20 protein-coding genes and 1 tRNA gene are annotated in these 21,692 nt (G+C 59.1%); 6 read left to right on the top strand and 15 right to left on the bottom strand.

What is annotated here, in order from left to right; genetic code table 11:
- The 8 genes from DBR30_RS21330 to tadA all read right to left on the bottom strand — a co-directional run.
- A partial coding sequence (locus DBR30_RS21330) for a hypothetical protein (protein ID WP_146181371.1) occupies positions 1–228 on the bottom strand: 228 nt, incomplete at its 3' end.
- A 152-nt stretch (positions 229–380) separates the two neighbouring features.
- Positions 381–923, bottom strand: a complete 543-nt coding sequence (locus tag DBR30_RS08940) for a hypothetical protein (protein ID WP_041202118.1) — start codon at positions 921–923, stop codon at positions 381–383.
- A 19-nt stretch (positions 924–942) separates the two neighbouring features.
- A complete protein-coding gene (locus DBR30_RS08945; protein WP_108539672.1) occupies positions 943–2,262 on the bottom strand; it encodes a hemolysin family protein in 1,320 nt (439 codons plus the stop codon).
- Between the two features lie 190 nt (positions 2,263–2,452).
- On the bottom strand, positions 2,453–3,163 hold the full coding sequence (phoU, locus tag DBR30_RS08950; protein WP_005334097.1) for a phosphate signaling complex protein PhoU: 711 nt from the start codon (positions 3,161–3,163) through the stop codon (positions 2,453–2,455).
- An 85-nt stretch (positions 3,164–3,248) separates the two neighbouring features.
- Entirely contained in the window at positions 3,249–4,067 is an 819-nt protein-coding gene (pstB, locus tag DBR30_RS08955; protein ID WP_005334102.1) for a phosphate ABC transporter ATP-binding protein PstB, read from the bottom strand.
- A gap of 133 nt (positions 4,068–4,200) precedes the next feature.
- Positions 4,201–5,850 (bottom strand): phosphate ABC transporter permease PstA, encoded by a 1,650-nt coding sequence (gene pstA, locus DBR30_RS08960; RefSeq protein WP_019446688.1) that lies wholly within the window; start codon positions 5,848–5,850, stop codon positions 4,201–4,203.
- A gap of 32 nt (positions 5,851–5,882) precedes the next feature.
- On the bottom strand, positions 5,883–8,120 hold the full coding sequence (locus DBR30_RS08965) for an ABC transporter permease subunit (RefSeq protein WP_108588308.1): 2,238 nt from the start codon (positions 8,118–8,120) through the stop codon (positions 5,883–5,885).
- A gap of 204 nt (positions 8,121–8,324) precedes the next feature.
- Entirely contained in the window at positions 8,325–8,807 is a 483-nt protein-coding gene (gene tadA / locus DBR30_RS08970) for a tRNA adenosine(34) deaminase TadA (RefSeq protein ID WP_375135843.1), read from the bottom strand.
- Positions 8,808–9,133: 326 nt separating this feature from the next.
- Here tadA and DBR30_RS08975 point away from each other — a divergent pair.
- The 4 genes from DBR30_RS08975 (at position 9,134) to aceA (ending at position 13,257) form a co-directional block, all read left to right on the top strand.
- A tRNA-Pro gene (locus DBR30_RS08975) sits at positions 9,134–9,210 on the top strand.
- A 223-nt stretch (positions 9,211–9,433) separates the two neighbouring features.
- A complete protein-coding gene (locus tag DBR30_RS21210; RefSeq protein ID WP_181363530.1) occupies positions 9,434–9,574 on the top strand; it encodes a hypothetical protein in 141 nt (46 codons plus the stop codon).
- A gap of 688 nt (positions 9,575–10,262) precedes the next feature.
- The gene (gene aceB / locus DBR30_RS08980) at positions 10,263–11,870 is read left to right on the top strand and encodes a malate synthase A (protein ID WP_108541214.1); all 1,608 of its coding nucleotides are present in this window, start codon (positions 10,263–10,265) and stop codon (positions 11,868–11,870) included.
- A gap of 73 nt (positions 11,871–11,943) precedes the next feature.
- On the top strand, positions 11,944–13,257 hold the full coding sequence (aceA, locus tag DBR30_RS08985; protein WP_108541213.1) for an isocitrate lyase: 1,314 nt from the start codon (positions 11,944–11,946) through the stop codon (positions 13,255–13,257).
- 105 nt (positions 13,258–13,362) lie between these two features.
- On the opposite strand, the gene hda is transcribed toward aceA, so the two are convergent.
- From hda to upp, 3 genes are all read right to left on the bottom strand, one after another.
- On the bottom strand, positions 13,363–14,064 hold the full coding sequence (gene hda, locus DBR30_RS08990; protein WP_013723920.1) for a DnaA inactivator Hda: 702 nt from the start codon (positions 14,062–14,064) through the stop codon (positions 13,363–13,365).
- 102 nt (positions 14,065–14,166) lie between these two features.
- Entirely contained in the window at positions 14,167–15,186 is a 1,020-nt protein-coding gene (locus DBR30_RS08995; protein ID WP_108541212.1) for a DUF2066 domain-containing protein, read from the bottom strand.
- Positions 15,187–15,336: 150 nt separating this feature from the next.
- Positions 15,337–15,963 (bottom strand): uracil phosphoribosyltransferase, encoded by a 627-nt coding sequence (gene upp / locus DBR30_RS09000; RefSeq protein ID WP_005334115.1) that lies wholly within the window; start codon positions 15,961–15,963, stop codon positions 15,337–15,339.
- 176 nt (positions 15,964–16,139) lie between these two features.
- On the opposite strand from upp, the gene purM reads away from it, so the two are divergent.
- Positions 16,140–17,177 carry a phosphoribosylformylglycinamidine cyclo-ligase gene (purM, locus tag DBR30_RS09005; RefSeq protein WP_108541211.1) on the top strand — a complete coding sequence of 346 codons (1,038 nt, stop codon included), beginning with the start codon at positions 16,140–16,142 and terminating at the stop codon, positions 17,175–17,177.
- Positions 17,174–17,812: a phosphoribosylglycinamide formyltransferase gene (gene purN, locus DBR30_RS09010; RefSeq protein ID WP_108541210.1), complete on the top strand. Its 639-nt coding sequence runs from the start codon at positions 17,174–17,176 to the stop codon at positions 17,810–17,812. The genes purM and purN overlap by 4 nt, the downstream gene beginning before the upstream one ends.
- 117 nt (positions 17,813–17,929) lie before the next feature.
- On the opposite strand, the gene DBR30_RS09015 is transcribed toward purN, so the two are convergent.
- From DBR30_RS09015 to DBR30_RS21970, 4 genes are all read right to left on the bottom strand, one after another.
- A complete protein-coding gene (locus DBR30_RS09015; protein WP_021231048.1) occupies positions 17,930–18,691 on the bottom strand; it encodes a Nif3-like dinuclear metal center hexameric protein in 762 nt (253 codons plus the stop codon).
- Positions 18,692–18,832: 141 nt separating this feature from the next.
- Positions 18,833–20,176: a sigma-54-dependent transcriptional regulator gene (locus tag DBR30_RS09020; protein ID WP_021231049.1), complete on the bottom strand. Its 1,344-nt coding sequence runs from the start codon at positions 20,174–20,176 to the stop codon at positions 18,833–18,835.
- Positions 20,173–21,207, bottom strand: coding sequence for a sensor histidine kinase (locus DBR30_RS09025; protein ID WP_108541209.1), 1,035 nt, complete (start codon positions 21,205–21,207; stop codon positions 20,173–20,175). The genes DBR30_RS09020 and DBR30_RS09025 overlap by 4 nt, the downstream gene beginning before the upstream one ends.
- A 106-nt stretch (positions 21,208–21,313) precedes the next feature.
- On the bottom strand, positions 21,314–21,692 hold a 379-nt coding region (locus DBR30_RS21970), incomplete at its 5' end, for a helix-turn-helix domain-containing protein (RefSeq protein WP_308813267.1).

A 21,692-nucleotide genomic window follows, 5' to 3' on the forward strand; every position in this document is an offset into this window, starting at 1 on the left:
CCACTCGGGTTGACGAAACGGTGCCCCCCGCCGTGCCAGCTCGCGCCCCATGCCCCCATCCAGCACCCACAATTCCCTGGTTTCCATCTGTCGTGTCTCTTCGTTATGTGCGTTGTTTATTTGCGTATTTATCTGTTTGTTTTGTTGATCTGCGGTTTCACATCGAATCGCTGCAGATCGTCCTGCTTCATCCTGTGAAGCCCTTTTATTGTGCAGCCATAAAAACATATGGATGTTTAGATGGCCAAAACAAGATAAAGCAAAGCGCCACGGGCGGCAATCAGTATCAGCAGAAATCAGCGTGCAAACGGCGAGTCAAACGCAGAAATGCAAGAGGCCACCCGAAGGTGGCCTCATCACAATCTTGATCCGCTGGTAACTTAACGCCCGGCCAGCACTCGCTTAATCTGTTTGACCCAGTCGGAGACCCGGCCCTGCTGCGGCAAACCGCGCCAGATCTGCTCCCATTGAGCAGGGCTGAGCGGACGACCGAGGCGACGCTGCACACCCGCATAGAGGTAGTCATGGGCCGTGGTGGCCGCATGCTCGGAGGTGAGGAATTTGGAGACCGGATCGGTCAACCGCACATCCCTCATGCCGAGCAGCGGATAGTCGTTGTGCACCGCCGCCAGCATGGTCTCGCGCATGGCGGACTCGATGTAGCCACGGGCAAACAGGGCGGTCACCGACTCCAGCGACCCCTGGTCCGGGCCGTGATACTGCTCGTCAAAGACCGGGCTCGGCTCGGCCATGCCACTTTGAACCACCGCGTCGGGATCCGGCTGCGGCACGACCACGGCAGGCTTGGGGGTTACCGGCTTGGCTGCCACTGTGGCTTTGCGCGGCGCACTCTGACTACAGGCACCCAGTGCCAGGGCGAGCGCGACACAGGCCAGCGCACGGGAATGAGACTGCATCTTCATGACACTTATGTCGCTCCTTTTACGATTCCTGAGCTGGCTTCTCGGCCACAGCCGGTTCGACCCGGGTAACCAGCAGCTGATCAATCTTGTAACTGTCGATATCCACCACTTCGAACTTGTAACCGGCGTATTTGACCGAGTCAGTGCGCTTGGGGATCTTGCGCAGCATATACATGATAAAGCCGGCGATGGTCTCGTAGTTCTGGTTCTCGGGGAACTCTTCGATATCGAAGGCGCGCATCACGTCGGAGATGGGGGTCACCCCGTCCACCAGCCAGGAGTTCTCGTCGCGCTGGACGATCTGCTCTTCCACCACGTGGGTCGCCCACTCACCCATGACGGTGCTCATCAGGTCGTTCATGGTGACAATCCCCACCACCAGCGCGTACTCGTTCATCACCACGGCAAAGTCACCACGATGATTCTTGAAGTACTCCATCGCCTCATAGAGGTTCAGAGTATCGGGGATGATGATGACGTTCTGCACCAGGTTGCCACCGATCAGGTCGATGCTCTGGCCGCCGATAACGCGGATCAGCAACTCTTTGGCATCGACAAAGCCCTTGATGCTGTCGAGGTTGTGGTCACAGACCAGAAACTTGTTGTGGGGATGTTCGGCGATCTTCGCCTTGATGCTCTCTTCACTCTCTTGCAGGGTGAAGTAGATGAGGCTCTCGCGGGCCGTCATGGCAGAGGTGACACCAAGGGACTGCAACTCGAACACGTTCTCGATGAGCTGATGCTCCTCGCGCTGGATAACCCCCGCCTCAGCACCGGCATCCATCACCGCATAGATATCGTCGGAGGTGATCTCGTCGTTACGCACCGTGGAGACGCGCATCAGACGGAACAGGAAGTTCGCCAATCCGTTGAAGACCCACACCAGCGGCATCAACACTGTGACGAAGAAGAGCATGGGGCGCACCACCACCACGGCAATCTGCTCGGGCATGGTCATGGCCAGACGCTTGGGCATCAGGTCGGCGATCAGGATAAACATACCGGTGACGAACACGAAGGAGGCACCGGAGCTGATCTCGCCAAGCCAGGGGCCCTGGTAGAACTGGGAGACAATCCCCTTGATGGCGGGGTTGAGGGCAGACTCACCCAGGATACCGCCCAGAATGGCGACGGTATTGAGGCCAATCTGCACCACGGTGAAAAAGTTGCCCGGCTGGGCCTGCAGGGCCAGCACCTTTTCGGCCTGGCGATTACCTTCATCCGCCATCACCTGCAATTTGATTTTGCGAGACGCGGCGAGAGAGATCTCGGAGAGGGAGAAGAACACACTGCCGCCAACCAGCAGCATTAAAAAGAACAAACTATCGGCAAAACTCATGATTAACCTATTGCTACACCCGCCTTAGCACAAGACGGCAAACTGGGCCCGGGAGACCGGACCGTGAGCCCATCCGGGACTCACACAGGGGGAGTATTCTATCAGAAAACAGCCAGTTGGGGGCTTTATCTTACTCCGACCAGTTATGCAACAAAAAAGGCGCTTCACGCGCCTTTTTATTCACTTCCGGTTAGCCCTTGCCCAGCAAGGTGCCCAGATCGTCCGCCTTGGTGTGGCGTACATCCTTGCCTTTCACGTAGTAGACGATGTACTCGCAGATGTGCTGGCAGCGATCGCCGACCCGCTCGATGGCCCGCGCCGCCCACAGGACGTTGAGCACCTGGGGGATGGTGCGGGGATCTTCCATCATGTAGGTCATCAGCTCGCGGATGATGGACTCGTACTCCCGGTCTACCTTGTCATCTTCTTTGTAGACCGCCAGCGCCGCATCCAGATCCATGCGGGCGAAGGCGTCGAGCACATCGTGCAGCATCTTGATGGTGCGACGGCCCATGTTCTCCAGCGACACCAGCGGCGGCTGCGGCTTGTTGGCGTTGTCGGTCAGCATGCGGGCGATCTTGTCGGCCACGTCGCCAATGCGCTCCAGATCGGTGATGGTCTTGATAATGGCCATTACCAGTCGCAGGTCGGAGGCAGTCGGCTGACGCTTGGCGATGATGCGAGTGCACTCCTCGTCAATCGCCACTTCCATCGCGTTGACCTTGTGGTCGTTGGCCACGATTTTCCGCGCTGCATCGAGATCCTGATCGTGGATCGCCGCGATGGCGTCGGTGAGCTGCTGCTCTACCAGACCGCCCATCACCAGCACCTGGTTGCGCACGCTCTCTAGCTCGGCATTGAACTGACCGGAGATGTGTTTATTGAGGTTCATATTGTCCATACAAATAATCCTTGATTGCTCCGATTATGCCTTAGCCGTTGAACAGACTGCCAATCTGTTTGCTGAGATTCATCCTCTCCTCTCCTTAGCCGTAACGACCGGTAATGTAATCTTCGGTCTTTTTCTTGGCCGGGGTGGTGAAAATGGTGTTGGTATCCGAGTACTCGATAAGCTCGCCCATATACATGAAGGCGGTCTGATCCGACACTCGCGCAGCCTGTTGCATGTTGTGGGTCACGATCACCACGGTGAACTGGCTCTTGAGCTCGTTGATCAGCTCCTCGATGGTGAGGGTGGAGATGGGGTCGAGCGCCGAGGTCGGCTCATCGAGCAGCAACACTTCCGGCTCGATGGCAATGGCGCGGGCAATCACCAGACGCTGCTGCTGACCACCGGAGAGACCGAAGGCGTTGTCGTGCAGACGATCCTTCACCTCGTCCCACAGGGCCGCACCACGCAAGGAGCGCTCGGCCGCTTCATCCAGAGTGCGACGATCGTTGATCCCCTGCAGGCGCAGACCATAGACCACGTTCTCGTAGATGGACTTGGGGAACGGGTTCGGGCGCTGGAACACCATGCCCACCTGACGGCGCAGGGCGGAAACATCGACGCTCTTGTCATAGATGTTATGGCCGTGCAGTTGGATTTCCCCCTCGATGCGGCAGATCTCCACCAGATCGTTCATCCGGTTGATGCAGCGCAGCAGGGTCGATTTGCCACAGCCTGACGGGCCGATAAAGGCGGTCACCTGCCCTTTGGGGATCTTCATGTTGACGTTGAACAGCGCCTGCTTGCTGCCGTAGTACAGGTTGAGATCCTTCACCTCCAGCGCGGTCTGCTCCGGGGTCAGGTTGAGCAGGTCCAGCGCGGTGTGCTGGGTAGACGTGGTCGTTACGTTGATCATCTGTTACCTCAAAATCTATCTGGAGTGGCCGGACAGCTGCCGGCGCCCCTCACGTATTGGTACAGAGAGATGGCGGCTCGCGCTCGGCCGCCCCTCTGTTATCTCACTCTTGTATCACTCATGCGGCGCCGGATTAATGCTCCAGCGACCGGAATTTCTCGCGCAAGTGGTTACGAATACCGATAGCGGTCAGGTTCAGACCCACGATCACCGTCACCAGCAGGAAGGAGGTGGCGTAGACCAGCGGTCGGGCCGCCTCGACGTTGGGGCTCTGGAAGCCGACGTCATAGATGTGGAAGCCCAGGTGCATGAACTTGCGCTCCACATGCAGATACGGGAAGTTGCCATCCATCGGCAGGGTCGGTGCCAGTTTCACCACCCCCACCAGCATCAGCGGCGCCACTTCACCGGCTGCACGGGCAATCGCCAGAATAAGGCCGGTCATGATGGCCGGGCTCGCCATCGGCAGCACAATGCGCCACAGGGTCTCGGCCTGGGTCGCGCCCAGTGCCAGCGAGCCCTGACGGATGGTGCTCGGGATCCGCGCCAGCCCCTCTTCGGTGGAGACAATCACCACCGGCAGGGTCAGGATGGCCAGGGTCAGCGCCGACCAGATCACGCCGGGTGAGCCAAAGGTCGGGCTCGGCAGCGCTTCCGGGTAGAACAGCTGGTCTAACGAACCGCCGAGTGTGTAGACGAAGAAGCCCAGACCAAACACGCCGTAAACGATGGATGGCACGCCCGCCAGATTGATCACCGCGATGCGGATGATCTTGGTCAGGCTGTTCTTGCCCGCGTATTCGTGCAGGTAGACTGCCGCTACCACCCCCAGCGGGGTCACGATGATCGCCATCAGGAACACCATGAACACAGTGCCGAAGATGGCTGGGAACACCCCGCCCTCGGTGTTGGCTTCACGGGGATCGTCAGAGACGAACTTGCCGATCTGGTGGAACCAGTGACCTACCTTGGCCAGCAGGCTCATGTCGTTGGGCCATACCACGTCCAGTACCTTGGACATCGGCATGGTCACCAGCTCGCCACGCATATCCTTGACGGTGATGGCGTCGCGGTCCGCTTGGCTACGCAGGGAGAAGAGCTCTTTTTCCAGCACCTGATAGCGATCGTTGAGGGCCTGACGCTCGCTGGCCAGTTCGGCTTTGAGCTGATCGGTCAGCTTGTCATCCAGCTCGGCCTTACGCTCTTTCAGGCGCAGCCGCTCAAGTTGATAGTTGATGCTGCCGATGTCCCCTTTTTGCAGATCGTTGGCCTGTTCGGAGAGGGCATTGGCTCGCGCCAGCACCCGCTGCAGGGCAGGATGCAGATCAGAGGTGAGCTCGCGGCCATCCTCTTTCACCCCGACGATATAGCCGTAGAAGTTGCCGTTAGTGGCACGCTCAACCATGGCCAGCTCGGCTGGCTGGCTCTGGGACTTGATGTCCGTCTCCAGCACCCAGCGAAAATCGAGGTCAACGAACTCGCGGTTGCCGGTCTTGACCAGATAGCGGGTCAGCAGCTCGCGCTCTTCCCCTTCCAGTGGCAGACCTGCAGCGCGCAGTCGCTCCACCGGTACCTGCTCGCGATCGTTGATCTCGCCGATCAGTACGCTCTTGTTGCCGCTGGCATCTTCCAGCTGCCACTCATAGATGGGGTGCGGCCAGAAGTAGACCAGACCACGCCAGCCGATCAGCAGCAGCAGACCCAGTACCGCCACCAGACTCAGGCTGACGGCACCGCCGGTCATCCAGATCCAGGGGGCCCCTGATTTAAACCACTTACCCATTGTCGATTCCTTGTCCATTACAGAGTCGCCCCTTACATCGAGCTGTATTTTTCACGCAACCGCTGACGGACAAACTCGGCCAGGGTGTTGAACAAAAAGGTGAACACAAACAGGACGAAGGCCGCGAGGAACAGTACCCGATAGTGGGAGCTGCCCACTTCCGATTCCGGCATCTCCACCGCGATGTTGGCGGCGAGGGTTCGCAGCCCCTGGAACATGGAGAAGTCCATGATGGGGGTGTTGCCGGTAGCCATCAGCACGATCATGGTCTCGCCCACGGCGCGGCCAAGACCCATCATCACCGCAGAGAAGATGCCCGGGCTGGCGGTGAGGATCACCACCCGGCTCAGGGTCTGCCACGGAGTGGCCCCCAGCGCCAGCGAGCCCTGGGTCAGGTGCTTGGGCACCGAGAAGACCGCATCTTCAGCGATGGAGAAGATGGTGGGGATGACCGCAAAGCCCATGGCGATACCGACCACCAGCGAGTTGCGCTGGTCAAACTTGATGCCCATTTCGTGAGTCAGCCAGATGCGCGAATCGCCGTGCATAAAAGCATTCTCGATGAGCGGGCTCAGGGAGAAGGCACCCCAGCCAATCAGTAGCAGCACCGGGATCAGCAGGATGGCGTGCCACCCCTCCGGCAGCAAGGACTTGCCGCGCTCCGGCAGATAGTTCCAGAGCAGTGCAGTCAGCAGCATCCCCATCGGCAGCAATACCAGCAGCAGGATCACCCCGGGCAACGCACCCTCGATGATGGGCGCCAGCCACAGACCCGCCAGGAAACCCAGGATAACGGTCGGCAGCGCCGCCATGATCTCGACCGTCGGCTTGACGTATTTGCGCAGCCCCGCCGACATGAAGTAGGCGGTATAGATGGCACCAGCCACGCCGAGCGGCACAGCAAACACCATGGCGTAGAAAGAGGCTTTCAGCGTACCGAATACCAGCGGCACCAAACTCAGCTTGGCTTCAAAGTCGTTGCTGGCGGAGGTGGATTGCCACACATACTGGGGCTCCGGATACCCTTCGTACCACACCTGTTGCCAGAGGGCAGACCAGGTCACTTCGGGGTGTTCGTTCTCCACCGAGAAGAGCTTGAAGGTATTCCCTTGCTGCATCAGCAACAGGTTGTGACGGGGCGAGATGGCCAGAGCAGAGAGCTCGCCCCCTTCCACCGTCTCGGTCAGCAGCTTGGTCTCGCCGGTGGCGTGGAAGAAGCTGATGATGCCGTCCTTGTCGGCACTGATGAAGCCTTTGCGAAAGTGCTCGGGAGTCAGCAGATCCACCGCGCCATCACCCTTGAAGTCACGAATTTGGGTGAACTGGCGTTTGCCATCCTTCGCCACTTCGAACCACTGAGAAATCACACCGTTGTCATTACCCACCAGCAGTGAAGAGGCGCCGGAGAGCAGCTGAACCCGGGTCACATTGGCGTTGGGGGCATTGATCTCCAGCACGTTGCGCAGGGAGATTTCGCTCAGGTTATGAATGTCATAGACGGAGAGGCGATTGCCCTCGCGCACGAACAGGATCCGCAGATTGGGGGTCAGCAACATCTGATCCACATGGCGCGGCAGGGAGGGAATCGTGTAGTTTTCACTGCTCCACTCAATCTCGCCGGAGAGGAAGTTCTCCTCACCGCTCATCACCGTCATCACGCCACGGCCATCTTCGGTCACGGCGGCGGTCGCCATCTTGTCCTTGGTGGCTTCGAACACCATCAGCTGCAGCGCCTTCCCTTGCGGGTCGATCACCACCGGCTCTTCGCCGAAGGGATATTGCAGGCTGGGTTCAATCACCCGCACATCGTTGGGATAGGAGACCTTGAACGCTGGCTGGACCACCTGCGCCTTGCCATCGGCAAAACCGTAGGCGATCAGTCGCTGGCCCGGTGCCGGGGTCGCCACCGTGGTGATGTCACCAGCAACCTGGGCCTGGCCCAGTGACTGGCCGACCTTGATCTTGTCATCTCCCTGCACCGCAAAGAAGTTGACCTGCCCTTTATCGCTGAAGCGATAGCCGATCTCGTTCTGCTCTTCCACGCCGAGCCAGGCGGTCTTCCCTGCGGCAGGCAGGGTAAACGAGGCGGTCGGCTCCATGGAGGCGCCATTGAAGATGGGTTTCACCACATAGAGCAGATAAAAGAAGATAAGCAGCAGCGCCACCAGTACCAGGGCTCCGCCTGTGGTGACGCCATATTTGGCCAATTTATCCTTGATCCGGCGTTTTCTACTGCCCGCCATGACCAGGTTTAACGATTCCGATGACATGCAAGACCTCAATGTAAGCTAGGCTTCGCGGCATTATATGGCGGTTGCATGACAGTTTTGTTACATCGAGAGCGCTTTAACAGCGGTTGTTAGCGGAAAAATGCGCGGGGATTATGTCGAAGAAAAGCGATCGCAATGCATTGTTTATAAAGAGATATTTATGAAGGCAATCAGCAAGGGCAGCCTGTGCTGCCCCCGCATGATTCAGGAAAGGGTATCGTTTGATTGTTGCAGCGCCAGTTTGGCCGCCTTTTTCTCGGCACGGCGGCGCTTGAAGAAGGCCGACAACTGAGCCGAGCAGGCATCGGCCAGCACACCGCCGGCCAGCTCGACGCTGTGGTTGTGCCGTGGGTCCTGCAAGATCTCGAACACCGACCCCGCGGCACCGGTCTTGAGATCTCGGGCGCCATAGACCACCCGCTTGACCCGGCTATGGATCAGCGCACCGGCACACATACAGCAGGGCTCCAGCGTCACATAAAGAGTGGTGTCGAGCAGCCGATAGTTCGCCAGCTGCTTGCCCGCCGCCCGGATTGCCATCACCTCGGCATGGGCACAGGCATCGTGTTCGCTGATGGAGCGGTTCCACCCCTCGCCCACCACCTGACCATCAAGCACCAGTACGGCACCGACCGGGATCTCGCCAATCCCTTCGGCCCGGGCGGCCAATGCCATGGCATGGCGCATCCACTGTTCGTCCTGCTCGGTTTGACTCGGCGCCTGACTCGGTATTTCTGGGACCTCTGATGGTTTCACGCCCATCCCCTCTTTATATACTGTTCAATTGTGCTGTTTGCATTCTCGCTATCCACATCTGTCAGATGATTCCATAGATAGCTGGCATGATAGCTCGTGGTGACAGAGCGGCGATTATGCCAAATCTGCACGCCATACCCAAGCCACATCCCGACTGAGCAATAAAGAAGCAATCGGCATCTCTATGATAAAAAAGGAGTTGCACCCGTTTGGCCATACTATTAGACTTCCTCCCCGTCAGCCGAGTCTGACTCCGTCGGTGTGTAGCGCAGCCAGGTAGCGCATCTGCATGGGGTGTAGAGGGTCGGAGGTTCGAATCCTCTCACACCGACCATTTTCCCCGAGAATAGCCCAGTCAAACGACTGGGCTATTTTTTTGCCTCCGATTTATCCTCCTGATGCGGCCTGCCCATCAAGCACAAAAAACACTCAGAACCACTTGAATCTTTTTGCCGAACTCATTAAGATGCGCACCTTTCCGCCGGTAGACAAAACAGGGAGGTGGAAATACCAGTGAAGGGATCACTGTCCGGCTTGCGTTCAACACAGGACCAGGCATGCACCAGACCACCGATTTCGCACCCGCCAATGCGCTTTATTCCGTTCCTCACGACACCCCTTGCCATACCGAAAACGAAGATGAACAGGTCGTCCAGCTCGACGTGATCGATCTTGCCGAACCGGATGATGACTATTGAGCCAGGCCAGATGGCCGCTCAATCCCCGGCGCATCGCCTGTTCAACGCCCTCCGTTTCCCGCCCTTGGCGAGAAATCAGCAAAAAACGACAAACTGCTAATTCCATCGAGGATGGCAGTATTATTGACTGAAGCTTCTCCCCCCTCCCTGCCCGGCATTCACCCCGATAACTGATACAAACCTACGTTATTGCGCTTCACTTTCCATCGCTGCAGCCGCTGGTGCCAACAGAGCCCACATCACCACCACGAGTTTAAAACACATGTTCACCAATCAGACCTAGCAATAGCAAAACCTTCATTGCCACATTCAAACACACTTTATACGGCTGTTTTGGCAAAGCCTGGAGTTAGGTCGGGATTTGTTTTTGCATTTGTAATTTTATTACGTAATAAGTTACGAAACGAGGGGCGGGGTAACGGCCCAAATTAGCCGTTGTCCGATGGGAAAAAGCAGGAGCATAACCATCTGTGTAGAGCTTTTATACCAATCAAATAAAACAATAAAAAACATAAACTTAACCATAGAGGGGAAACGGGTGTTTAAAAAAAACTGTTGACGTAATCAACAATATTTCGCACCTTATCAATCGTGTTACCCCGTTGTTGCGGGAACGTTTCAGGAACAGGGATTCGACTTTAGTCGTAGTTAGTAAGTTCAAAATGTAATTCTCAAAGGAGTGAACCTTATGTCGGCACCGGCTCAGACCCACTGCAGCGCCCGCCTTCGCATCCAGGGCGAGATGCAACCCGAATACGCGCAAATTCTGACGCCGGACGCGGTGGCTCTGGTCTCCGAACTGGTGGAACGTTTTGCTCCCCAAAGAGGGGAATTGCTGAAACAACGTGTGGCACGTCAGGCCCGTATCGATGGTGGCGAGCTGCCGGACTTCCTGCCGGAAACCGCCCACATCCGTGAAGGTGACTGGACCATTCGCGGCATTCCTGCCGACCTGCAAGACCGCCGTGTGGAGATCACAGGCCCGGTCGAGCGCAAGATGGTGATCAACGCCCTCAACGCCAACGTCAAGGTGTTCATGGCGGATTTCGAGGATTCACTGGCACCCGCCTGGAATAAGGTGATCGAGGGCCAAATCAACCTGCGCGATGCGGTCAACGGCACCATCTCTTACACCAGTCCGGAAGGAAAGGCTTATACCCTGAACCCCAATCCGGCCGTCCTCATTTGCCGGGTGCGCGGTCTGCACCTGCCGGAAAAACATGTCACCTTCGATGGCGAGCCCATCCCCGGCGGCCTGTTCGATTTTGCCCTCTACTTCCTGCACAACTATCAGGCGCTGCTGGCCAAAGGCTCCGGCCCCTACTTCTACGTGCCCAAGTTGCAGAGCCATCTGGAAGGGCGTTGGTGGAGCGAAGTGTTCGCCTGGACCGAGGACAAGTTCGGTCTGCCCCGCGGCACCATCAAGGCCACCGTGCTGATCGAAACCCTGCCGGCCGTATTCGAGATGGATGAGCTGCTCTATCAGATGAAGGATCACATCGTCGCCCTCAACTGCGGCCGCTGGGACTACATCTTCAGCTATATCAAAACCTTGAAGAACCATCCGGATCGGGTGCTGCCTGATCGTCAGGTGGTAACCATGGACAAGCCGTTCCTCTCCGCCTACTCGCGGCTGCTGATCAAGACCTGTCACAAGCGCGGTGCGCTGGCGATGGGTGGCATGGCCGCCTTTATTCCGGCCAAGGACGCTGCCGCCAACGAACAGGTCTTCGCCAAGGTCAAGGCCGACAAGGAGCGCGAAGCCAACAACGGCCACGACGGTACCTGGGTCGCCCACCCTGGCCTTGCCGACACCGCCATGGCGGTGTTCAACGCCACCATTGCGGCTGGTGCCAAAAACCAGATCGGCGTGCTGCGCGAGCAGGATGCCCCCATCACCGCCGCCGACCTGCTGGCACCCTGTGAGGGCGAGCGCACCGAGGCAGGGATGCGCACCAATATCCGGGTTGCCCTGCAATATCTGGAGGCCTGGATCAACGGCAACGGCTGCGTCCCCATCTACGGTCTGATGGAAGATGCCGCCACCGCCGAGATCTCCCGCACCTCCATCTGGCAGTGGATCCGCCACGGCAAGAGTCTGTCGAATGGCAAAGTGGTGACCAAAGAGCTGTTCCGCCAGATGCTGGCCGAGGAGTTGGAGGTGGTCAAAGCCGAGGTGGGTACTGCGCGCTGGCAGGCAGGACGCTTTGCCGAGGCAAGCGAGCTGATGGAAGAGATCACCTGCGCCGATACCCTGATCGATTTTCTGACGCTGCCCGGTTACGAGCGGCTCTGAATCACGGGCCCCCAGCGGGGCTCGCCAATAACAAGTCAATGGAAACGTGAAATCAATGAAAGAGGGAACTGATATGGCACTGACCCGTGAGCAACAGATCCAGGCTATCGAGAAAGACTGGGCGGAAAACCCCCGCTGGAAAGGGATCAAGCGCGGCTACAGCGCCGAAGATGTGGTAAACCTGCGCGGCAGCTTGCAGCCGGTGCACACTCTGGCCCAGCGCGGTGCCGACAAGCTGTGGGGTCTGATCCACGGCGACGCCAAAAAAGGCTATGTCAACTGCCTCGGCGCCCTGACCGGTGGTCAGGCGGTGCAGCAGGCCAAGGCGGGGATCGAGGCGATCTACCTCTCCGGCTGGCAGGTGGCGGCGGACAACAACTTGTCCTCCACCATGTATCCGGATCAGTCCCTCTACCCGGCCAACTCGGTACCGTCCGTGGTGGATCGCATCAACAACTCCTTCGCTCGTGCCGACCAGATCCAGTGGGCCAACAAGGTTGGGCCGCAGGATGAGGGCTTTATCGACTACTTCCTGCCGATCGTGGCTGATGCGGAAGCCGGTTTCGGTGGCGTGCTGAACGCCTTCGAACTGATGAAGGGGATGATTGAAGCGGGCGCCGCTGGCGTACACTTCGAGGATCAGCTCGCTTCCGTCAAGAAGTGCGGTCATATGGGCGGCAAGGTGCTGGTACCGACTCAGGAAGCGGTGCAGAAGCTGGTTGCTGCCCGTCTGGCAGCCGATGTGTGCGGCACCACCACCCTGGTGATCGCCCGTACCGACGCCAACGCCGCTGACCTGTTGACCACCGACGCCGACCCGTACGATGCAGACTTCCTGACTGGCGAGCGCACTGCCGAAGGGTTCTACAAGGTACGTGCCGGTATCGATCAGGCCATCGCTCGCGGTCTGGCTTACGCCCCCTACGCAGACATGGTGTGGTGTGAAACCGCCAAGCCGGATCTGGACGAAGCGCGTAAATTTGCCGAAGCAATCAAGGCCAAGTTCCCGGATCGCATCCTGGCCTACAACTGCTCCCCGAGCTTCAACTGGAAGAAGAATCTGGACGATGCCACCATCGCCCGCTTCCAGCAGGAGCTCTCCGACATGGGCTACAAGTACCAGTTCATCACCCTCGCGGGTATCCACAACATGTGGTTCCACATGTACGAACTGGCCTACCAGTACGCCCGTGGCGAAGGGATGAAGCACTACGTCGAGATGGTGCAGGAGCCGGAATTTGCCGCCGCCAGCCGTGGCTACACTTTCGTGGCCCACCAGCAGGAGGTTGGTACCGGTTACTTCGACAAGGTGACCACCGTCATTCAGGGTGGCCAATCCTCGGTGACCGCACTGACCGGCTCCACCGAAGAAGATCAGTTCCACTAATAAGAGAGCTGCCTTGAAATAGCAAAACCCCGGCCTGAAGCCGGGGTTTCTTTTTATCTGCCATTCAAACGAAAGTCAGGCCACAACCGCACACCGCAGAGAGGATCAGAGCTCGAGGATCTCTTTGACAAAGGGAATGGTCAGCTTGCGCTTGGCGCGAAATGAGGCATTGTCGAGCTGATTGAGAGTGGTAAGCAGGGTGCGCATATCGCGGGAGAGTCGGTTCAGCAGGAAGCGGCCCACATCGATGGGCAATTTGAAGCCCCGCAGCTCGGCACGCAGCTGCAGGGCACTGAGCTTGCCTTCATCATCCAGCTCTTCGAGATGAAAACTGACACCCCAGTCGAGGCGCGAAGCGAGATCCGGCAGTTGCAGCCCCAGTTTGCGCGGTGCGCTGCAGCCGGTGACCACCAGCGTCCCCTCGCCCTTCTCCTGCCAGCGGTTGTAGAAATCGAACAGCGCCCGCTCCCACACGGCATTGCCGGCGATCGCCTCAAGGCTGTCGAGACAGACCAGCGGCAAGCTTTCGAGGGCATCGAGCATGCTGGGATCGAGCTGTTCAAATTGATCGAGGGAGAGATAGGCCGCCGCCGCATCGCGGGCGTTGACCTCGGCACAGGTGGCGTGGAGCAGATGAGAGCGTCCGGATCCCTTGGCTCCCCAGAAATAGAGGAAAGGCGATCCCTGACCGATGGCCGCGTTTTTGAGGGCGGTGATCAGATGAGCATTGTTGCCGGGATAAAAACTGACGAAGGTTTCATCATCCGGTAGTTGTACGGCTAAAGACAGTTGGGCCGGTTGCTTCACTCGTTGGGCTTTGACTGTGACATTTGTGGCTAAGTGTATCATCGCAAAGGCAGATAGAGAACCGCCCGGACAAGCCGGGCGGTCTACAAAAGCCTTATAAAATCAGGGCTGCGACCATTGGTAACGCAAACCGCTGCCATTATCGTCAACCTTGCGTAAACGACTCTCAAGCTGCAGCGCCCGCACCAGTTCGGCCTGATCCCCTTGCAGGGTAAAGTTGAAGGTGACCTGGTCCCCCTCCAGCTTGCCGATCGCCACCTTGCTGACGTTGGCCATCCCCTGCAGCATCTTCTGCACGGCGATCATGCTGTCCACTTCGGAGAGGCCATCCACCACCAGGGTCTGGCTGGTTGCCGGACCCGAAATGCGGGCACCGTAGTTTTTCACCAGCCAGGCCGCCAGGGTATCGGCAAACCCTTGCGCCACTTCAGCCTGAGTGCCAGTGGTGTTGCCGCGGGTCAGTTCGGTCACTTCACCGGCCGCTTTGGGGCCGTAGAGTCCCCAATCGATGCTCCACTTGTCACCTTCCGGTGTCAGCTTGCCCAACACCACCATCTCGGCGCCATAGCGCTGGCTTGCCTGCAAAATCGGGTCGGCAAAGCGGCCCCAGACGTCGGTGGCACTGACCGCCATGTTGTCATCGAGATCCATCAGCGGAATGCTGATGGGCAGCCCCAGCGTCTGGGCCTGCTCGCGCAAGGCTTGCGCCCAACCATCGCTGGATTGATCCGCCAGCAGGCGACGCTCCCCCTGATCCACCACCAGCCAGATGGCCATTTGGGGACGAGCTGGACCAAGCAGGGCAAACTGGCTCTCGGAGACCAGGCTGTTGACCTTGTCACTCTTGAACTCGGCTTTCAGATACTTGACGGAGTCCTGATCCTGATAGCCATAGCTTTTGACATAGTCGCCCGGGGCCGCCAGCGCCTTGACCACCACCGGCTGGGTGAGGATGTCGCGCTTGCCGGTCACCTTGATCAGCACCTGACCCAGTGCCTGCCCTTGAGCGGCCACCATGTCGCCACTGGTCGGAGCCTTGCCCTGATAGAGGTCGGTCACCTGAGCGGCCGAGGCCATGAATGACAAGCCGCAGCAGAGGGCGGTCACAACACGTTTGAACATGAACAGAGTCTCGAAATGGGAGAGTGTGCTTATGGTAGCGGCAAGGCGCGTCCTGCGGCAAGGCTGGCACAAGCGGCCACAAACAGCAGAGCCGGCGATGCGCCGGCTCCGATCACCCCTTCCACATGGGAAGCAGGTCAAGGCATAAACTTATTTGGTACCGAAGATCTTGTCGCCTGCATCGCCAAGACCCGGCACGATGTAGCCTTTCTCGTTCAGCCCCTGGTCGACAGAAGCGCAGTAGAGCTCTACATCAGGGTGAGCGGCTTCCAGCGCCTTGATCCCTTCCGGCGCGGCAACCAGTACCAGCACCTTGATGGATTGGCAGCCTTTCTTCTTCAGCAGATCGATGGTGGCGATCATGGAGCCGCCGGTGGCCAGCATAGGATCGATGACCAGCGCCAGACGCTCTTCGATGTTGCTAACGATCTTCTCGAAGTAGGGAACAGGTTGCAGGGTCTCTTCATCACGGTAGATACCGACCACGCTGACGCGGGCACTCGGCATGTGCTCCAGCACGCCGTCCATCATGCCAAGGCCGGCACGCAGGATAGGTACGACGGTTACCTTCTTTCCTTTGATCTGGTCAACTTCTACTGGCCCATTCCAGCCATCGATGATAACCTTCTCGGTTTCGAAGTCAGAGGTCGCTTCATAGGTCAACAAACTGCCCACTTCTTTGGCCAGTTCACGGAAACGCTTGGTGCTGATATCGCCTTCACGCATCAGACCGATCTTGTGTTTGACCAGGGGGTGTTTGACTTCAACGACTTTCATTATTATCTCCTCTAACCTGCCGCAAAAAAATCGCGGAATCATACAACAAAAGCCGCCGCTTGTAGAGCATTTCCGCGCAAAAACGCGCAAACGATTTCCTTTCTGGTTTTTCACCGCCACTGTTAGAATACGCCCCGAATTTTACCCTCCACTTCTTTACATGACGGGGAATACTCGTGACTGACAAAACCTCACTGAGCTACAAGGATGCTGGCGTAGATATCGATGCCGGCAATGCACTGGTTGAACGTATCAAGGGCGTGTCAAAGCGCACTCGTCGTCCTGAAGTCCTTGGTGGTCTTGGCGGCTTTGGGGCCTTGTGTCAAATCCCTGCGGGCTACAAGGAGCCGGTACTGGTCTCCGGTACCGATGGTGTGGGCACCAAGCTGCGGCTGGCCATCGACCTGAAGAAGCACGACACCGTGGGCATCGATCTGGTGGCCATGTGCGTCAATGACCTGATCGTACAGGGCGCCGAGCCGCTGTTCTTCCTCGACTACTATGCAACCGGCAAGCTGGACGTGGACACCGCGGCCGCGGTGGTCACCGGGATCGGTGCCGGTTGCGAGCAGTCAGGCTGTGCCTTGGTGGGCGGCGAGACCGCCGAGATGCCGGGTATGTATGAAGGGGAAGACTACGACATCGCCGGTTTCTGCGTCGGTGTGGTGGAGAAGAGCGAAATCATCGACGGCAGTAAGGTCGGTGAAGGGGATGCCCTGATCGCGCTGGCCGCCAGCGGCCCTCACTCCAACGGCTTCTCCCTGATCCGTAAAATTCTGGAAGTCTCCAAAGCCGACGTGCATCAGCCGCTGGGTGACACCACCCTGGCCAACGCCCTGCTGGAGCCGACCCGCATCTATGTGAAACCTGTGCTCAAGCTCATCAAGGAGTGCGAGATCCACGCCCTCTCCCACATCACAGGTGGCGGCTTCTGGGAAAACATCCCCCGCGTATTGCCTGCCAATACTCAAGCTGTGATCGACGAGCAGAGCTGGCAGTGGCCGGCGGTGTTCAGCTGGCTGCAGCAGGCTGGCAACGTCACCTGTCACGAGATGTATCGCACCTTCAACTGCGGTGTCGGCATGATCATCGCCCTGCCCGCCAACCAGCTGGAGAAGGCGCTGACCCTGCTCAAGGCAGAAGGCGAGAACGCATGGCACATCGGTCATATCGCCAAGGCAGCAGACGGTGAGGAGCAGGTCGTCATCAAATGATGCGGATCCTCGTCCTAATCTCCGGCAGCGGCAGCAACCTGCAGGCGATCCTCGACCACTGCGCCAGCGACAAGATTGCCGGTGAAGTGGTCGGCGTCATCAGCAACAAGGCCGATGCCTATGGTCTGGTTCGCGCCAAAGAAGCAGGCGTGGCGACCGCCATTCTGACCCAGCAGCAGTTTGCCAGCCGGGAGGAGTATGACGCCGCCCTGCTGGCGCTGATGGCAGACTATCAGCCAGACTTGGTAGTGCTGGCAGGGTTTATGCGGATATTGAGCGGCGATCTGGTGCGCCATTTCGCCGGGCGGATGATCAATATCCACCCCTCCCTGCTGCCCAAGTATCAGGGCCTGCACACCCACCAGCGCGCCATAGATGCCGGTGACAGTGAACACGGCGCCAGCGTCCACTTCGTGACCGAAGAACTGGATGGCGGCCCGGTGATCCTGCAGGCCCGCGTGCCCATCTTTGAAGGAGACACGGCGGACGAGGTAGCAGCACGGGTACAGGCGCAGGAGCACAGCATCTACCCGCTGGTGGTACGCTGGTTCTGCGAAGGCAGGCTGCAGATGGTAGATGGCGCCGTGCAACTGGATGGCGCCCTGCTGGGCCCCGCTGGTTACGCCTGCGAGTAACCGCCAACAACTGCATGTCAGATACAACAAGGGAGGCTTAGGCCTCCCTTGTCATTTCTACCTACCACACGATGGCTTAGGTCAGGTCCGATTACGCCGCTACGCGGCCAAGCGATCCTAGACCGGATTGTCGATATCGATAAAGGTGACATCCAACCCATGCACGGTCGCCAGCCACTCCCCCAGCGCCTTGACGCCGTAACGCTCGGTGGCGTGATGGCCCGCGGCGTAGAAGTGCATCCCCATCTCGCGGGCGGTGTGAATGGTCTGCTCTGAGGCTTCACCGGAGATAAAGGCATCGATGCCCTGCTCCGCCGCCAGATTGATGTAGCTCTGACCGCCGCCGGTGCACCAGGCCACGGAACGGATAAGCTCGGGGCCGGTATCGCCACAATAGAGTGGTTCACGGCCAAGGCGCTCGGCAATCAGCTTGGCAAAGTCGGCACCGCTCATCGGCTCTTCCAGCTTGCCCACCATGGCGACACTCTTGCTGTTCCACGGCTCCAGACCGCGACGCACCTTGATGTCGAGCAGCTTAGCGAGCTGGGCGTTGTTACCCACCTCAGGATGGACATCCAGCGGCAAATGGTAAGCAAACAGGTTGATATCGTGGGTCAGCAGGGTCTTGAGCCGACGCTGCTTCATGCCGGTGATCTGGGCCGGTTCACCGCTCCAGAAGTAGCCGTGATGGACCAGAATGGCATCGGCCTCGGCAGCCACCGCCGCGTCGATGAGCGCCTGACTGGCGGTGACACCGGTCACCACCTTGCGAATGCGCTCGCGCCCCTCCACTTGCAAGCCGTTGGGGCAGTAATCCTTGATGGCGTGCGGTTCGAGCAGATGGTTCAGTACGGTTTCGAGTTTTCGATGAGAGATCATAGGGGTCCCTTATTAAGGCTCGGTCCTCTGCTTTACCAATAAAAACAGGGCCCAGGCTCAAAGCGCCAAGGGCCCCATGATAATCGAGCCGGGCCGTCAAGACCATGACAGCCCCCACACAGTGCGGTTTCCCTCCCGGCCTCAGGCTGGCAGATCGATCCCCGCCTCCCGCATCTGGGCCAGTTTGTAGCGCAGGGTGCGCGGGCTGATGCCGAGCCGATCGGCCACCGCCTTGCGGCTGCCGTTACAATCTTGCAGGGTGTCGAGGATGATCTGGTGCTCCTGCTGCTTGAGCTCGCTGCCGAGGCGATCGCCACCATAGCTGCGCTCCACGCTGACAAACTCCATCTCCTGCTCATCCAGCTCCTCCAGAATGAGGTGGTCACAATCAATGACCCCATCGGGGCTGAGGATCAGGGCACGCTGTACCACGTTGTCCAGCTCCCGCACGTTGCCGGGCCAGGGGTGAGCCAGCAGCCGTTCCCGCGAGGCATCCGTCAACTGTGGTGTCGGCAGCCCCTGCTGACTGGCATGAAGCGCCAGCAGATGCTCCGCCAGCGGCAGAATGTCGCCGGGCCGCTCGCACAGAGCAGACCAGCGCAGCGGGAAGACGTTGAGGCGATAGTAGAGATCTTCGCGGAACAGGCCATCCTGCACCGCTTTTTTCAAATCCCGGTTACTGGTGGCGATGACCCGCACATCCAGCGGGATCATCTTGCGACTGCCGAGCCGCTCCACCTCTTTCTCCTGCAACACCCGCAACAATTTGGCTTGCAACCCCTGATCCATCTCGGTGATCTCGTCGAGCAGCAGGGTGCCCCCCTGCGCCTGTTCGAACTTGCCCGGGCACCCCTGTACCGCACCGGTGAAAGCACCCTTCTCGTAGCCAAACAGGGTCGCCTCCAGCATGTTTTCCGGAATGGCGGCGCAGTTGATGGCGACGAAGGGCTGCTCGGCGCGGCTGGAATTGTCGTGAATGTAACGGGCCAGCACCTCTTTCCCCGTCCCGCTCGGGCCGGTCACCATCACGGTCGCTTCGCTTCTGGCCACCCGGGTCGCCAGCTGGAACAGCTCGGCAGTTTTGGGATCCCCGTAGACCACGGCGCGCTTCTCCACCTTCTGGGCGGGCACATAGCGGCTGACCTGATTAAGCAGCACCTCCGGGGAGAACGGCTTGGCCAGATAGTCGATGGCCCCTTCGCGCATGGCGCGCACCGCGCCGTCGATATTGGCGTAGGCGGTCATCAGCAGCACAGGTATCTGCGGATATTGCTGGCGGATAGTAGCCAGCAGAGTGAGACCGTCCATCCCCCCCATCTGGATATCGGAGATCACCATGTCAAACGGCTGACGGGAGAGGGCCAGCAGAGCCCGCTCGCCGCTGTCCGCTTCACGGCACTCATAACCGCCGAGCAACAAGGTATCCACCAGCGCTTCGCGCAGGCCATTGTCATCTTCAACTACCAGGATCCTGGCCTGTGTCATGCTACACCTCCAAGCTGCACCGGTTGCTGGTGCAGGGGGAACGACAGAGTAAAGCAGGTGCCTTCACCGGGAACCGAGGCCACACCGACCTCCCCCTGATGGGCACGCACTACAGATTGCACCACCGCCAGCCCGAGTCCAGTGCCCTGGGAGCGAGTGGTAAAGAAGGGTTCGAATACCTGACCGAGCTGATGGGAAGGGATCCCCTTGCCATTATCGATGACCCGCATCTCCACCCGGGTACCGCTGCGCACCGCGCTGACCAAGAGTGAGGTGGCCCCTGCCTGCTGGGCATTAGCAATCAGATTGTTGATGGCTCCCGCCAACGCGCTGCTGTTGGCCAGCAGACAGAGATCGGGCTCCGGCGCCTCCATGTGCAGCTCGCAGCCTTGCTGCTGACAGAAGGCCTCGGCACCGGCCTGCACTTCGGCCAGCAGCCCTTGTACCGAGATGGGGGTGACCACCTGATTGTCGCCGTTGCGGGCGAACAGCAGGATGTCGTTGATCTGCTTCTCCAGATCCTGCAAACGGGCCATCAGCTTTTGCTGAAACTGAGTGCGGGATTCCGGCTTGAGGGTGCGGTTGGCCAGGTTGGCGGCATAGAGCATGGCAGCGGAGAGCGGCGTGCGGATCTGGTGGGCAAGCGAGGCCGCCATATTGCCCAGCGCCGACAGCCGCTTCATGTGGTTGATGCGGTCTTGCAGTTTGCGGGTTTCGGTCAGGTCATTGATAAAGACCAGCTGGCCGGGCTGATCCGGCAGCGGTTGGGTCGAGAGCTGGACCCGGCGTCCGTCACGCAGGGAGATCTCGTGGCCATCATCCTCGCGCGGCTCGAAGCAGCGGGCAATGATGTAGCGCCAGAGCTCCCCTTCCAGCGGCTCCCCCAGCAGAGAGATGGCCGCCGGATTCGCGCGGGTGACCACCCCTGCCCCGTCAAGCAACAACACCCCAGTGGGGAGCGCCTTGAAGATGGCATAGAGCTGGCTCACTTCGTGGGACTGGAGTGGCATGTCCTGCTGCTGGATTGTCATAAACCTGACCTCAAACTGGCTATTGGCTCAGGTTATTCAATTTCCATGCCACTAAATTATATTAACTAAAACAATGGATTGCGTATTGGCGTCAAGGCTTTGACCCTCAGACGTCCTTGCTCATCCCGTACTTTTTCATCTTCTCCACCAAAGTGGTACGGCGCATGCCGAGCAGATCGGCGGCGCGGGCCACCACCCCGTCCTGAGACTCCAGCGCCTGACGGATCAGCTCCACTTCGAGGTCGGCCAGCATCTCTTTGAGGTTGACCCCCTCCTCCGGCAGCTGCATGGTGCGAGCCGAGGCGAGGGAGTGATCCAGCTCGGGCGGATCCTGGAACACCGCCGCCAGCGCATCCCGTTCATCCATCTCGGTCAGCCGCTCATCCCGCGGCTCGCTCGGCAGCAGGCGATAACGGCTCGGCAGATCGGCCACATCGACGATCTGGTGCGGGTAGAGGATCAGCAGTCGCTCCAGCAGGTTGGAG

Origin of the sequence: Aeromonas sp. HMWF017 (assembly GCF_003061465.1) — a bacterium.
GTDB lineage: Bacteria > Pseudomonadota > Gammaproteobacteria > Enterobacterales > Aeromonadaceae > Aeromonas > Aeromonas veronii.

Bases quoted from the DNA above. Each gene is read 5' to 3' on its own strand.
- DBR30_RS08940 (WP_041202118.1), bottom strand. From the start codon at position 923: ATGAAGATGCAGTCTCATTCCCGTGCGCTGGCCTGTGTCGCGCTCGCC.
- DBR30_RS08945 (WP_108539672.1), bottom strand. From the start codon at position 2,262: ATGAGTTTTGCCGATAGTTTGTTCTTTTTAATGCTGCTGGTTGGCGGC.
- phoU (WP_005334097.1), bottom strand. From the start codon at position 3,163: ATGGACAATATGAACCTCAATAAACACATCTCCGGTCAGTTCAATGCC.
- pstB (WP_005334102.1), bottom strand. From the start codon at position 4,067: ATGATCAACGTAACGACCACGTCTACCCAGCACACCGCGCTGGACCTG.
- pstA (WP_019446688.1), bottom strand. From the start codon at position 5,850: ATGGGTAAGTGGTTTAAATCAGGGGCCCCCTGGATCTGGATGACCGGC.
- DBR30_RS08965 (WP_108588308.1), bottom strand. From the start codon at position 8,120: ATGTCATCGGAATCGTTAAACCTGGTCATGGCGGGCAGTAGAAAACGC.
- tadA (WP_375135843.1), bottom strand. From the start codon at position 8,807: ATGCGCCATGCCATGGCATTGGCCGCCCGGGCCGAAGGGATTGGCGAG.
- DBR30_RS21210 (WP_181363530.1), top strand. From the start codon at position 9,434: ATGCACCAGACCACCGATTTCGCACCCGCCAATGCGCTTTATTCCGTT.
- aceB (WP_108541214.1), top strand. From the start codon at position 10,263: ATGTCGGCACCGGCTCAGACCCACTGCAGCGCCCGCCTTCGCATCCAG.
- aceA (WP_108541213.1), top strand. From the start codon at position 11,944: ATGGCACTGACCCGTGAGCAACAGATCCAGGCTATCGAGAAAGACTGG.
- DBR30_RS08995 (WP_108541212.1), bottom strand. From the start codon at position 15,186: ATGTTCAAACGTGTTGTGACCGCCCTCTGCTGCGGCTTGTCATTCATG.
- upp (WP_005334115.1), bottom strand. From the start codon at position 15,963: ATGAAAGTCGTTGAAGTCAAACACCCCCTGGTCAAACACAAGATCGGT.
- purN (WP_108541210.1), top strand. From the start codon at position 17,174: ATGATGCGGATCCTCGTCCTAATCTCCGGCAGCGGCAGCAACCTGCAG.
- DBR30_RS09015 (WP_021231048.1), bottom strand. From the start codon at position 18,691: ATGATCTCTCATCGAAAACTCGAAACCGTACTGAACCATCTGCTCGAA.
- DBR30_RS09020 (WP_021231049.1), bottom strand. From the start codon at position 20,176: ATGACACAGGCCAGGATCCTGGTAGTTGAAGATGACAATGGCCTGCGC.
- DBR30_RS09025 (WP_108541209.1), bottom strand. From the start codon at position 21,207: ATGACAATCCAGCAGCAGGACATGCCACTCCAGTCCCACGAAGTGAGC.